This is a genomic window from Mycolicibacterium tusciae (genome assembly GCF_002086795.1).
In the GTDB taxonomy this organism is placed as follows: domain Bacteria; phylum Actinomycetota; class Actinomycetes; order Mycobacteriales; family Mycobacteriaceae; genus Mycobacterium; species Mycobacterium tusciae.
The window spans coordinates 22,974-35,359 of record NZ_MVIM01000028.1; the positions used below are offsets into that span (position 1 = coordinate 22,974).

General features: G+C 64.8%; 12 protein-coding genes. 7 read left to right on the plus strand and 5 right to left on the minus strand.

Going from position 1 to position 12,386, the window contains the following annotated elements:
• Positions 1-8: 8 nt before the first annotated feature.
• Positions 9-1,061, minus strand: a complete 1,053-nt coding sequence (locus BST47_RS28735; RefSeq protein WP_083129177.1) for a ferredoxin--NADP reductase — start codon at positions 1,059-1,061, stop codon at positions 9-11.
• Positions 1,062-1,216: 155 nt separating this feature from the next.
• Between BST47_RS28735 and hsaA the strand changes: the two genes are divergently transcribed.
• Genes hsaA through hsaB form a run of 4 tightly spaced genes read left to right on the plus strand, consistent with a single transcriptional unit; the run spans position 1,217 to position 4,764 of the window.
• Positions 1,217-2,401, plus strand: a complete 1,185-nt coding sequence (gene hsaA, locus BST47_RS28740; protein ID WP_083129178.1) for a 3-hydroxy-9,10-secoandrosta-1,3,5(10)-triene-9,17-dione monooxygenase oxygenase subunit — start codon at positions 1,217-1,219, stop codon at positions 2,399-2,401.
• Positions 2,402-2,414: 13 nt separating this feature from the next.
• Entirely contained in the window at positions 2,415-3,305 is an 891-nt protein-coding gene (gene hsaD, locus BST47_RS28745) for a 4,5:9,10-diseco-3-hydroxy-5,9,17-trioxoandrosta-1(10),2-diene-4-oate hydrolase (protein ID WP_083129179.1), read from the plus strand.
• Entirely contained in the window at positions 3,302-4,201 is a 900-nt protein-coding gene (hsaC, locus tag BST47_RS28750; RefSeq protein WP_083129180.1) for an iron-dependent extradiol dioxygenase HsaC, read from the plus strand. Before hsaD ends, hsaC begins: the two co-directional genes overlap by 4 nt.
• Positions 4,201-4,764 carry a 3-hydroxy-9,10-secoandrosta-1,3,5(10)-triene-9,17-dione monooxygenase reductase subunit gene (hsaB, locus tag BST47_RS28755; RefSeq protein WP_083129181.1) on the plus strand — a complete coding sequence of 188 codons (564 nt, stop codon included), beginning with the start codon at positions 4,201-4,203 and terminating at the stop codon, positions 4,762-4,764. Before hsaC ends, hsaB begins: the two co-directional genes overlap by 1 nt.
• Here hsaB and BST47_RS28760 read toward each other — a convergent pair.
• From BST47_RS28760 to BST47_RS28775, 4 genes are all read right to left on the minus strand, one after another.
• Positions 4,761-5,009: a fibronectin-binding protein gene (locus BST47_RS28760; RefSeq protein ID WP_083129182.1), complete on the minus strand. Its 249-nt coding sequence runs from the start codon at positions 5,007-5,009 to the stop codon at positions 4,761-4,763. The two genes, hsaB and BST47_RS28760, sit on opposite strands and share 4 nt — an antisense overlap.
• On the minus strand, positions 5,009-5,788 hold the full coding sequence (locus tag BST47_RS28765; protein ID WP_083129183.1) for an alpha/beta fold hydrolase: 780 nt from the start codon (positions 5,786-5,788) through the stop codon (positions 5,009-5,011). Before BST47_RS28765 ends, BST47_RS28760 begins: the two co-directional genes overlap by 1 nt.
• A gap of 26 nt (positions 5,789-5,814) precedes the next feature.
• Positions 5,815-7,008: a L,D-transpeptidase gene (locus BST47_RS28770; RefSeq protein WP_083129184.1), complete on the minus strand. Its 1,194-nt coding sequence runs from the start codon at positions 7,006-7,008 to the stop codon at positions 5,815-5,817.
• Between the two features lie 101 nt (positions 7,009-7,109).
• Complete coding sequence (locus BST47_RS28775; protein ID WP_207568722.1) at positions 7,110-8,033, minus strand: LysR family transcriptional regulator; 924 nt, start codon at positions 8,031-8,033, stop codon at positions 7,110-7,112.
• Between the two features lie 108 nt (positions 8,034-8,141).
• Here BST47_RS28775 and BST47_RS28780 point away from each other — a divergent pair, with 108 nt between their 5' ends.
• Genes BST47_RS28780 through BST47_RS28790 form a run of 3 tightly spaced genes read left to right on the plus strand, consistent with a single transcriptional unit; the run spans position 8,142 to position 12,153 of the window.
• On the plus strand, positions 8,142-9,518 hold the full coding sequence (locus tag BST47_RS28780; RefSeq protein ID WP_083129186.1) for an MFS transporter: 1,377 nt from the start codon (positions 8,142-8,144) through the stop codon (positions 9,516-9,518).
• Positions 9,515-10,261 (plus strand): 3-hydroxybutyrate dehydrogenase, encoded by a 747-nt coding sequence (locus BST47_RS28785; RefSeq protein WP_083129187.1) that lies wholly within the window; start codon positions 9,515-9,517, stop codon positions 10,259-10,261. Before BST47_RS28780 ends, BST47_RS28785 begins: the two co-directional genes overlap by 4 nt.
• Entirely contained in the window at positions 10,258-12,153 is a 1,896-nt protein-coding gene (locus BST47_RS28790; protein WP_083129188.1) for an acetoacetate--CoA ligase, read from the plus strand. The genes BST47_RS28785 and BST47_RS28790 overlap by 4 nt, the downstream gene beginning before the upstream one ends.
• Positions 12,154-12,386: the final 233 nt, after the last annotated feature.

Here is a 12,386-nt window from a genome sequence, read left to right on the forward strand (position 1 = left end):
CCCGCGGGTTACTCGTCGTAGGTGACTTCGACCGAATCGGATCGCGGCAGCGCCTGGCAGCCCAGGATCAGGCCTTCGTCGAGGTCGGACTGCTCGAGCACGTCGTTGATTTCCATCTCGACGTCGCCGCTCTTCTTCAGTACCGCGCATGCGCCGCAATGGCCCTCTCGACACGAGAACGGCGCATCGAGGCCCTTGTCGAGCAGGACGTCGAGCAGCTTCGCCTTGCGCGGCCAGGTGATCTCATGCTTCTCACCGTCGAGCGTGACCACCGCTGTGGCCGGGCCCTCATCGCTGTCGTCTTCCTCGATGACCACCGCGGCGAACGGGTCGGAGTCCAACGACTTGAACACCTCGATGTGGATGCTTTGCGCGCCGACGGCCTTGAGCGCTTCCTCGGCCGCGACCATGAACGGACCCGGGCCGCAGATGTACGCGTCGTGTCCCGAATACGGCTCGGCCAGGCCGGCCAACGCCGCCGCGCTCGGCAGCCCCTGCACGCTGACGAGCCAGTGCACGACAGTGAGCCGATCGGGGTATTTGGCCGACAAGTCGCGCAGTGCGGCGCCGAAGATCACCGAGTTCTCGTCCTCGTTGGCATAGATCAAAACGACCTTGCCGCTGCCCTCGGCGAGCGCCGACTTGCAGATCGACATCATCGGCGTGATGCCGCTGCCGGCACCCATCAGCAGGAAGTCGGTGTCGAGGGTCTTGGGTACGAAGGTGCCCGACGGTGCCAGCACGTGCATCTTCATGCCGGCGTGCGCGTTGTCGCACAGCCAGTTCGAAGCGTATCCGTCCGCGGTGCGCTTGACGGTCACCGTCAGGGGGTCGTCGGTGAAGGGGGAACTGCACAGCGAGTAGCAGCGCGCCACCGAGCCGGTGCGATCGCTGGGCACCCGCAGCGTCAGGAATTGACCCGGCGAGTAGCGCAACCGGTCGGCAGGGACATCGGCTCCGTCGGGGACGGCAAAAACCAGCGAACGCGCGTCGGCGGTCTCCTCGACGACGTCGGTCAGCTCCAGCTCGAGCACGTGGCTTCCGAGCGGCTCGTCCGTCACCGTGCACCCTTCCTCGTGAAATATATGGACAATAACTAGAACAGGTTACAGAAATGCATGTCCCCAGGTCCAGCCGCCGCAGCAAGGCCCTTCTCGACACAAATCGTAACGTGTTCTAATCTTCATCTAGGCCCATACTCCGGAAGGCGAATCCAGTGACGTCCATTGAACAGCGTGACGTGCAGTCGGTCCTAGCCGGCATCGACGATCTGCTGCCGCTCATCGCAAAGCGGGCGCAGGCGGCCGAGGAACTACGGCGGTTGCCCGACGAGACCGTCGCCGAACTCAACGAGGCCGGGTTCTTCAAGCTTCTGCAGCCCGAGCAGTGGGGCGGCCTGCAGTGTGATCCTACGGACTTCTACGAAGCCGTCCGCCGCATCGCGAGCGCCTGTGGGTCGACCGGATGGGTCAGCTCGATCATCGGCGTCCACAACTGGCACCTCGCCCTGTTCGACCAGCAAGCGCAGGAAGAGGTCTGGGGCGACGATCCGGCCGTCCGGATCTCCTCGTCGTACGCGCCGATGGGGGCGGGCACCGTGGTCGACGGCGGCTATCTCGTCAACGGCGCGTGGCACTGGTCCTCGGGCTGCGACCATGCCACGTGGACGTTCGTCGGCGGTCCGGTGATCAAGGACGGCAAGCCGGTCGACTTCGGCAGCTTCCTCATTCCGCGTTCGGACTACGAGATCGACGATGTCTGGCATGTCGTAGGGCTCAAGGGCACCGGAAGCAACACGCTCAAGGTCAAGGACGTGTTTGTCCCGCGGCACCGCTTCCTGTCCTACAAGGCGATGAACGACCGCACCGCCGGTGGGCTGGAGAACAACACCGCGCCGGTGTACAAGATGCCATGGGGCACCATGCATCCCACGACGATCTCGGCGCCCATCATGGGAATGGCGTACGGCGCCTACGATGCCCACGTCGAACACCAGGGCAAGCGCGTCCGCGCGGCGTTCGCCGGCGAGAAGTCCAAGGACGACCCGTTCGCCAAGATCCGGATCGCCGAGGCGGCGAGCGATATCGACGCCGGTTGGCGTCAGCTCATCGGCAATGTTCACGATGAGCATGAACTGTTGAAGGCGGGCAAAGAGATTCCGTTCGAGCTGCGGGCGCGGGCCCGACGTGACCAGGTCCGCGCCACCGCCCGCGCAATCTCATCGATCGACCTGCTCTTCGAGGCCTCCGGCGCGACCGCGCTGAACTCCGATCAGCCGGTGCAGCGCTTCTGGCGCGACGCGCACGCCGGCCGCGTGCACGCCGCCAACGAGCCGGAGCGGGCCTACCTGATCTTCGGCAACAACGAGTTCGGCCTGCCACCGCAGGACACGATGGTTTAACTGGGAAGGCCTGATGACCTCCTTCGCTGCCGAAGCTGCGCAGCAGCAAGAGATCACGTTCGAGTCGACCTCGCGCTACGCGCAGGTTCGCGATGACATGCGCCTGCACTACCACGAGGCGGGTGTCGGCAACGAGAAGACGGTCGTGCTGCTGCACGGCGGTGGACCGGGCGCGTCGAGCTGGTCGAACTTCGGTCGCAACATCGCGGTGCTGGCCCGTCATTTCCACGTGCTCGCCGTCGACCAGCCGGGATATGGACACTCGGACAAGCACACCGAGCACGAGCAGTACAACCGCTACAGCGCCATCGCGCTGCTGAACCTGTTCGACCATCTCGGGATCGAGAGTGCCGACCTGGTCGGCAACTCGCTCGGCGGTGGGACCGCGGTGCGGTTCGCGCTCGACAACGGCAGGCGCGCCGGCCGGCTGGTACTGATGGGCCCCGGCGGCTTGTCGGTGAACCTGTTCGCACCGGACCCCACCGAGGGTGTGCGGTTGCTCGGCAAGTTCACCGCCGAGCCGACGCGCGAGAACATGGAGAAGTTTCTGCGCATCATGGTCTTCGACCAGAACCTCGTCACGCCCGAGCTGATCGACGAGAGGTTCGAGATCGCGAGTCAGCCCGAATCGCTGGCCGCCGCCCGCGCGATGGGTAAGTCGTTCGCGGGTGCGGACTTCGAGCTCGGCATGATGTGGCGCGAGGTGTACAAGCTGCGCCAGCGGGTGCTGCTGATCTGGGGCCGCGAAGACCGGGTGAACCCGCTCGACGGGGCGCTGGTGGCGCTCAAGCAGATCCCGAAGGTCCAGTTGCACGTCTTCGGACAGTGCGGGCACTGGGCGCAGGTGGAAAAGTTCGACGAGTTCAACAAGCTGACTATCGATTTTCTCGGGGGTGGCTCATGAGCATCAAGTCATTGGGTTATCTACGCATCGAATCAACCGACGTCGGGGCGTGGCGCGAGTACGGCCTGAAGGTGCTCGGCATGGTTGAGGGATCCGGTCAGACCGAGGGCGCACTGTACCTGCGGATGGACGAGTTCCCGGCGCGGTTGGTCATCGTCCCCGGCGAGCATGACCGCCTGTTGCAGTCCGGTTGGGAAACCGCGAATGCCGCGGCGCTGCAAGAGATTCGCAACCGCCTCGACATCCAGGGCACGCCCTACAAAGAGGCATCGGCCGCCGAACTCGCCGAGCGCCGCGTCGACGAGATGATCACGTTCGACGATCCGTCGGGCAACACGCTTGAGGTCTTCCACGGGGTCGCGCTGGAACACCGCCGCGTCGTCAGCCCGTACGGCCACAAGTTCATCACCGAGGAGCAGGGTCTCGGTCACGTGGTGCTCACCACGCGCGACGACGCGGAGACACTGCACTTCTATCGCGACGTGCTCGGCTTCTTCCTGCGCGACTCGATGAAGCTGCCCCCGCAGCTCGTCGGCAGGCCCGCCGATGGTGCGCCGGCGTGGCTGCGTTTCCTCGGCGTCAACCCGCGCCACCACAGCCTCGCCTTCATGCCCGGTGAGACACCAAGCGGAATCGTGCATTTGATGGTCGAGGTCGGCGAGGCCGACGACGTCGGGCTGTGCCTTGACCGCGCGCTCCGCCGCAAGGTCCCGATGTCGGCCACCCTGGGCCGTCACGTCAACGACAAGATGCTCTCGTTCTACATGAAGACACCCGGCGGGTTCGACGTCGAATTCGGTTGCGAAGGCCTGCAGGTCACCGACGACGACTGGGTTGCCAGGGAGAGCACCGCCGTCAGCCTGTGGGGCCACGATTTCAGCATCGGTTTCAAGTAGTGGGTGAGCCCATCGATCCCCGCACATTCCGAAATGTGCTGGGGCAGTTCTGCACCGGCATCACCGTGATCACCACCGTGCATGACGGGCAGCCCGTCGGGTTCGCGTGCCAGTCGTTCGCCGCGCTGTCGCTGGATCCTCCGCTGGTGCTGTTCTGCCCGACGAAGGTGTCGCGATCCTGGAAGGCCATCGAGGCCAGCGGGCGCTTCTGCGTCAACGTGCTGCATGAGAAACAGAAAGACGTCTCGGCACGCTTCGGCTCCAAGGAGCCCGACAAGTTCGCCGAAATCGACTGGCATCTATCGAAACTCGGGTCGCCCGTCATCAAGGACACGCTGGCGCACGTCGACTGCACGGTGCATTCGGTGCACGACGGCGGCGATCACCTCGTGGTGTTCGGCGCGGTGCACACGCTGTCGGACGTGCCGCACAAGAAGCCGCGCCCGCTGTTGTTCTACAAGGGCCAGTACACCGGAATCGAGCCGGACAAGAACAGCCCGGCGCATTGGCGCGACGATCTCGAGGCGTTTCTCACCGCCACCACCGACGACACCTGGCTCTAGATACAGCCCGCCGAGCAGGGGTCGAGCGGCGGCATCAGTTCGGGGTCCGGGGCGTTCGGATCTACCGGCACCTGCGTCGACAGGTCGACGTTGTGATCGAGTTCGGGCGCCGTCGGGATGATGTTGCAGATGAAGGTGAGCGCAAGGTCGCACGGAGGGCGTCCGGGCTGTGCGGCGGCCGGGACGGCGAACGCCACCGTCGCGCCACAGATGGCGACGGCCGCGAGGACTGCCTTCTTGATCATCACGACGAGCCTAGCCCCACCGTCTCGATGAATTCGACGATTGTCCGAGCCACCTCACGGTGGACCGTCTCGTTGAGAATGTCGTGGCGGCCGGCTGGGAACTCGGTGAGCTGCAGCGGCGCAATCTGCTCGGCATAGGCGCGGACGGCGCCGACCGGCGCTATCGGGTCGTTGACGCCGTGCACCGCCAACGTCGGCACCGAAAGCTTCGGCAGATCTCCGCCGAACCGGTCCCAGGCCCTGTCGAGTTCTCGGGCGAGCGACGTCCCGTCGGCGCCGACGAACGCCAGCGGGTCGTTCTCCAGCGAATCGACGTAGAAGGGGTCCGCCGAGAGCCAGCCGGGCTCGAGGTCGAACGCCGTGTCGGTGTCGAGCAGTTCGGGGATCGGCACCAGGGGAGCGCCGGAGATGACTCCGGCCCGGTAGCGGTCGGGTTGGTCCAGCAACCGGAACAGGGTCACGATGGAACCGAACGAATGGCCCTGCGCGATCAGCGGCACGCCAGGTCGCTCACCTTCTGCCAGTTCGGTGAGGGTGTCGGCCAGGTCGGAGCTGTATTCGATCGAACCGAAATCGCCGCGGTCGCCCGGGCTGAGGCCGTGGCCGAACTGGTCGACCGCCCACAGGTCGATGCCCGCGGCGTTGAGTGCGAACCCGTAGCGGTGGTAGACCCCGGTGTGTTCGCCGAAGCCGTGCAGGAAGACGACCGCGGCGCGCGGCTCGGGGGCGGCCCAGTGCCGGTAATACGCGCGGCCCGTCGGATGGTCGATGAACGGCATACCTCGACGCTAGCGCTGATCGACGATTACACCCCGGCGTTTCCGGCCTTCCACTGCTCCCAGGGGATGTTCCAGTCGCCGAGTCCGTCGACGCCGGACAACGTGGACCCGACGGTGTTGACGACCTCGACGATGTCGCCGCGTTTGGTGCTCTCGTAGAACCACTCGGCGTTCTGCGGGCTGACGTTCAGGCAGCCGTGGCTGACGTTCGAGCGGCCCTGGCTACCGACGGACCACGGCGCCGAATGGACATAGATTCCGCTGTAGGACATCTGGGTCGCCCAGTTGACCTCGGTGCGGTATCCGTCGGGTGAATTGACCGGAACACCGTACGTCGACGAGTCCATGACGAGGAAGTAGTAGCGGTCGCCGATGATGTAGGTGCCGTTGTCGGTCGGAGTTGCGTTCTTGCCCATGGAGATCGGCATCGTCTTCACGACTTCGCCGTTGACGCGCACCGTCATCGTCTTGGTGCTGTCATCGGCGGTCGCGATGACCTCGTCACCGATGATGAAGTGACTCGTCACGTCGTCCTGGCCGAAGAGTCCGTCGCCCAGGTCGACACCGTAGGTCTTGACGCTGATATCGACCCTCGTCCCGGGCTTCCAGTATTCGGCTGGGCGCCAGCGGACTTCGCGACTGTTCACCCAGTAGAAGGCGCCCTCGACCGGGGGATCCGTCTTCACGGTGATCGCCTGCTGCGCGGCGAATCGGTCGGGAATGTTCTCGTCGAACCGCACCGCGACCGGTTGACCGACACCCACCACTTCACCGTCCTTGGGGAAGACGTAAGGCATCGTCAGATTTCGGGGCGAGTGAGTTTCGAACGTCGCGTTGCTCTGCGTCGCCCCACCGAGACCCAACGCTTCAGCGGTCAGGGTGTACTGCTTGTTGTAACCCAGCGGCTCGGCCGAGCGCCAGATGAGACCGTCGGGACTCAGTTCCCCCTTGACCGTCCGGCCCGCGTCGTTGACGAGGGTCACCGGACCAAGGACGCCGTCTTCGGCGCTCACCGTGACAGGCGATTCGACGGCAACCCCGACGGCGCCGTCGGTGACCGACGTCTGCAATTTCGGGATCAACAGATCACCGTATGGCGTGCCCTTGTCGATGATCGCCTGCGGCTGTGGCGACGGCGACGAACTGCTGCATGCGCCGAGCCCCACGACGAGCGCCACGATGGTCATCACGGTCGCTGTCGTCCACCAGACCCGCCGCATAGGTATTGTCCCGTCGTTCGTCGGAGCAGTTGCATTACTATCCTACGTAGTTCCTACGTAGATGCAGGTCGGGCGCGGTCTGGATAGCCATCAACGCGGAGTTAGTCCACGCCGAGCAGCACGTCGGCTTGTTCGGTCATCCGCTGCTGGATCGCATCGACGACGGCTGCGACCTCCGGTCTGCGCAACGTCTCGGCACGCGTGACGAGCCAGTACGTCAGTCGAACCGCCACCTCGTCCGGCAGCACTCGCACCAGATCGTCGTGCCGGTCGGCCATGAAGCACGGCAGCAGACCGATGCCCGCCGCCGCCCGCGTCGCCTCGACGTGCACGAACACGTTGGTGGACGTCACAGATTCGCGCATGGCCGGCGCGAAGCTCGTGGCGACGTCGAGGTCGTCGACCTGAAGCATCGAGTCGATGAAGTACACCAGCGGATAGCGGGCGAGGTCCGCGATGCTCGCCGGTGTTCCGTTGTCGGCCAGGTAATCACGTGCACCGTAGAGGCCAAGACAGTAGTCGCCGAGTCGGATCGCCTTGGCGCGGTGTACTTTCGGCTCCCCGACCACCACTTCAACGTCCAGGCCGGAACGTTGTTGGGTGGCGCGCCGGGTCGCGGCGACGATCTCCACCGCGACATTCGGGTGGTTGCGTTGCACCTGGGCGGCGGCGGGTGCGGCGATGTAGGCGGAGAAGCCGTCGGTCGCCGATATGCGGACCACGCCTTCGAGCGCGCGCTGGCCGCCGGTGTTGACGGACAGCGAACGCACTGCCGACTCGACGGCTTCGGCGGCCGACAGTGCCTCGCGCCCGAGATCCGTCAGCTCCCAACCGCCGGCGACCCTGGCCAGCACCCGGCCGCCGACTGATCGTTCCAACGCGTTGATGCGGCGCGAGATCGTGGTGTGGTTGAGGCCGAGCTCCTCCGCGGCGATGTTGTAGCGACCCGACCGTCCGACAGCCAGCAACACGAGAAGGTCGTCGGCGCTGGGCTGACGACCCGATGAACGAGAGAACCCAGCCATATCTGCATTTTTGCAGATAACTCCTGCAGTTTTGACCATTGCAGGTAGGGGTACCTGCATGAATACTCACAGAGATCTGTGCGTTGCATCACAATCGAGGAGCGTTCGATGACGATTCACAACGACCCGAAAGCCACCGGAGGTGACGGGACCTCCGCTCCGACGGGCCTCAAACGGGTGGTCGCCGCCTCGATGGCCGGCACCGTCGTCGAGTGGTACGAGTTCTTCCTCTACGGCACCGCGGCCACGCTCGTCTTCAACAAGGTCTTCTTCCCGGAGAGTGACAGCGCCTACGGCGCCATCTTCGCGGCGTTCTTGACCTACGCGGTCGGCTTCGTCGCCCGCCCATTGGGCGGCGTGGTGTTCGGGCATTTCGGGGACAAGTTCGGGCGCAAGAAGCTGCTGCAGTTCGCCATCCTGCTCGTCGGTGTCGTCACGTTCCTGATGGGCTGCCTGCCGACGTACGCCCAGATCGGCATCTGGGCCCCGACGCTGCTAGTGGTGCTGCGGTTCCTGCAGGGGTTCGCCGTCGGCGGCGAGTGGGGTGGCGCCGTGCTGCTGGTGGCCGAACACAGCCCGAACCGGAGCAGGGCCTTCTGGGCCAGTTGGCCGCAGGCCGCGGTACCTGTGGGCAACATGCTCGCGACGGTCGTGCTGTGGGTGCTGACCGCGACCCTGTCGGAAGAGGCGTTCCTGTCCTGGGGCTGGCGAGTCGCTTTCTGGCTGTCGGCAGTGGTGGTGCTGATCGGCTATTACATCCGGACGAAGGTCAGCGATGCGCCCATATTCCTCGAGGCACAGCAGGAGGTGGAGCGCGTCAAGGCCGTCTCCTACGGCGTGGTCGAGGTACTCAAGCGGTACCCGCGCGGTGTGTTCACGGCCATGGGCCTGCGATTCGCCGAGAACATCATGTACTACCTCGTCGTCATCGTCTCGATCACGTATCTCAAGGTGCAGGTCGGTGTCGACACCAACGCGATCCTGCGGTACATGCTCGTCGCGCACGCGGCGCACTTCCTGGTGATCCCGTTCGTGGGCAAACTGGCCGATCGGTACGGCCGCAGACCCGTCTACCTCGTCGGCACGATCCTGGCGGCGACGTGGGGGTTCTTCGCATTCCCGATGATGGACACCGCCAACTATCTGCTCATCATCGCCGCCATCGTCATCGGACTGATCATCCATGCGCTGATGTACGCACCGCAGCCCGCGATCATGGCCGAGATGTTCCCGACGCGGATGCGTTATTCCGGTGTGTCGCTTGGCTATCAGGTCACCTCCATCGTTGCGGGATCGCTCGCGCCGATCATCGCCGTGAAGCTGCTGGAGATCTACGACTCCTGGGTGCCGATCGCGATCTACCTGGCAGCCGCCTCGGTGGTCACGCTGATCGCAGTGCTCGTGATGCGTGAGACGAACGGCCTCGACCTGGAGACCATCGACGTCGCCGATCGCGAAGAGCTCGCCAAGGCCGGGGCCGTATGACCGAGCTTGCGGGACGCACCGCGCTGGTGACCGGCGGTGCGAGCGGCATCGGCGAGGCGTGCGCGCGGGAGCTGGCCGCCCGCGGTGCCGTGGTCACCGTGGCCGATCGCGACGACATCGGCGCCAAGGCCGTGGCCGACGATATCGGCGGAAAGGCATGGCCCGCAGACCTTTCTGATGTATCGGTGCTCGAAGATCTGCGGCTCGAAGTCGACATCCTGGTCAACAATGCCGGTGTTCAGCACGTCAGCCCGATCCCCGAATTCGCGCCTGACCGATTCCGCCACCTGATGACGCTGATGGTGGAATCGCCGTTCCTGCTCATCCGCGCCGCGCTCCCGCACATGTATCGGCAGAACTTCGGCCGGATCATCAACATCTCCTCGGTGCACGGGATAAGGGCATCGGAGTACAAGGTCGCCTACGTCACGGCCAAGCACGGTCTCGAGGGCCTTTCGAAGGTGACTGCGCTCGAGGGTGCGGCGCACGGCGTGACGAGCAACTGCGTGAACCCGGGATATGTGCGAACCCCACTGGTGACCAAGCAGATCGCCGATCAGGCCAAGGTGCACGGCATCCCGGAGGATAAGGTGGTCACCGACATCCTCCTGAAGGAGAGCGCCATCAAACGTCTGGTGGAACCCGAGGAAGTAGCGGCATTGGTGGGCTGGCTGGCGTCGCCGACCGCGGGAATGGTGACGGGTGCGTCCTACACCATGGACGGGGGCTGGAGCGCGCGATGACCGATGCCGCACCGCAATGGGTGCCGACGGCCGAGGACGCCGCCACAGCCCGAGTGACCGACTTCGCGCGCTTCGTGGCTGATCGCACCGGCGTGACGACCACCGACTACCAATCGTTGTGGCAGTGGTCGGTGGACGAGCCCCCCGCGTTCTGGGCGACTTTGTGGGACTACTTCGAGCTCGGGCAGCGCGGCGAGAAGGTCCTCGAGAACGACACGATGCCGGGCGCGCAATGGTTTCCGGGCGTCACGCTGAACTATGTCGACCAGGTCATCCGCAACGCGCGCACCGACCGAGCCGCGATCATCCATGTCGCCGAGAACGGCACTGACATCGAAGTCTCCTGGGCCGAATTGCTTGGGCGCACAGCTGTATTCGCGGAAAGGCTGCGCTCGCTCGGTGTCGGCGTGGGCGATCGGGTCGCGGGATACCTGCCCAACATCCCCGAAGCCGTCATCGCCTTCCTGGCGACGGCGAGCGTCGGGGCGATCTGGAGCGCCTGCGGCCAGGATTATTCGGCGAAGGCCGCGCTGGATCGGCTGGGTCAGCTCGAGCCCGTGGTGTTGGTGACGGCCGAGGGATACGACTTCGGCGGAAAGCACTACGACAAGCGTGAGGATGTCGAAGCCCTGCGCGAGGGACTGCCGACGCTGAAAGAGACTGTGCTGGCATCTGAGCTCACCGCGACCGGCGGCGAGCTCACGACGGTGCCCGTCGGCTTCGACCATCCGCTGTGGATCCTGTATTCGTCCGGCACGACGGGTAAGCCCAAGGGAATCGTCCACGGGCACGGTGGCGTCGTGCTGGAGCATTTGAAAGCTGTTGCCCTGCAGTCGGATATCGGGCCAGACGACACCTTCTTCTGGTACACCAGCCCGAGCTGGATGATGTGGAACTTCCAGATCGCCGGGCTGCTGGTGGGTGCGACAATCGTCTGCTATTCGGGAAGTCCGAACTCGCCCCGGCCGGATGCGCTGTGGGACATCGCGGCGCGACTGCGGGCGACCGTCTTGGGAACCAGTCCCGGCTATGTGCTCGGATGCGCCAAGGCGGGCGCTGTTCCGCGCAAAGAGCATGACCTAACGGCGCTGCGGACGGTCGGCATCACCGGATCGTCGTTGCCACCGTCGTCCTCACTGTGGTTGCGCGACAACGTCGGTGAACATGTCCAGGTCGCTTCGATCAGTGGCGGCACGGACGTGGTCTCGGCCTTTATCGGCGGTGTGCGCACCGTGCCGGTGTGGCCAGGGGAGCTGTCGGCCCCGTTCCTCGGTTGCGCGCTGGACGCGTGGGATGAGTCGGGTAACTCCGTGCGCGGTGAGGTCGGCGAGTTGGTCATCACGAAGCCGATGCCGTCGATGCCGATCTGCTTCTGGAACGACGACGGCGGATCACGTTATCGCAGTGCTTATTTCGAGATGTTTCCCGGCGTGTGGCGCCATGGTGACTGGATCACGATCACCGATCACGGCAGCGTCATCGTGCACGGGCGATCAGACTCGACGCTGAACCGGCACGGGATCCGGATGGGCAGTGCTGACATCTACCAGTCGGTGGAGCGCCTGCCGGAGATCGCCGAGGCGTTGGTGATCGGGTGTGAGCAGGAGGACGGCGGGTATTGGATGCCGTTGTTCGTCGTGCTGGCCGACGGCGCTGAGCTGACCGATGATCTGCGTGAGCGGATCAAGAAGGCCATCCGCGACGAGGTTTCCCCGCGGCATGTGCCCGACGAGATCATCGAGGCTCCCGGGGTGCCGCATACGCGCACCGGGAAGAAGCTCGAGGTGCCGATCAAGAAACTGTTCGCAGGCGCTGACGCGGCGAAGGTCGTGGAGCGCACCGCCGTCGACGATCCGGACCTGCTCGACTGGTATGCGAACCTGAAACGCTAGTTCTCCGATCGAATGATGTGGTCGTCGTCTTCGTAGGTGGGTGTCACGGTGACGATCATCTGAGTTCTCCTTTCTTACCGATTCCCAAGCTGACGGATCAGTCTTGGCGTTTCCTTAATGCGATGTGCTCGGCGGCCTGATTTGTCGTCGGGGCGATGTCTTGAGTCAAGAAGTTGGCAGGTTTTCTTGGGTAATTGGGTTCAGGTATGCCTGCTGTGGGGTGCGGTCCTGGA

Coding starts and splice junctions, on each gene's coding strand:
- hsaD (WP_083129179.1), top strand. CDS start 2,415: ATGACCTCCTTCGCTGCCGAAGCTGCGCAGCAGCAAGAGATCACGTTC.
- hsaC (WP_083129180.1), top strand. CDS start 3,302: ATGAGCATCAAGTCATTGGGTTATCTACGCATCGAATCAACCGACGTC.
- BST47_RS28760 (WP_083129182.1), bottom strand. CDS start 5,009: ATGATCAAGAAGGCAGTCCTCGCGGCCGTCGCCATCTGTGGCGCGACG.
- BST47_RS28765 (WP_083129183.1), bottom strand. CDS start 5,788: ATGCCGTTCATCGACCATCCGACGGGCCGCGCGTATTACCGGCACTGG.
- BST47_RS28770 (WP_083129184.1), bottom strand. CDS start 7,008: ATGCGGCGGGTCTGGTGGACGACAGCGACCGTGATGACCATCGTGGCG.
- BST47_RS28775 (WP_207568722.1), bottom strand. CDS start 8,033: ATGGCTGGGTTCTCTCGTTCATCGGGTCGTCAGCCCAGCGCCGACGAC.
- BST47_RS28780 (WP_083129186.1), top strand. CDS start 8,142: ATGACGATTCACAACGACCCGAAAGCCACCGGAGGTGACGGGACCTCC.
- BST47_RS28785 (WP_083129187.1), top strand. CDS start 9,515: ATGACCGAGCTTGCGGGACGCACCGCGCTGGTGACCGGCGGTGCGAGC.
- BST47_RS28790 (WP_083129188.1), top strand. CDS start 10,258: ATGACCGATGCCGCACCGCAATGGGTGCCGACGGCCGAGGACGCCGCC.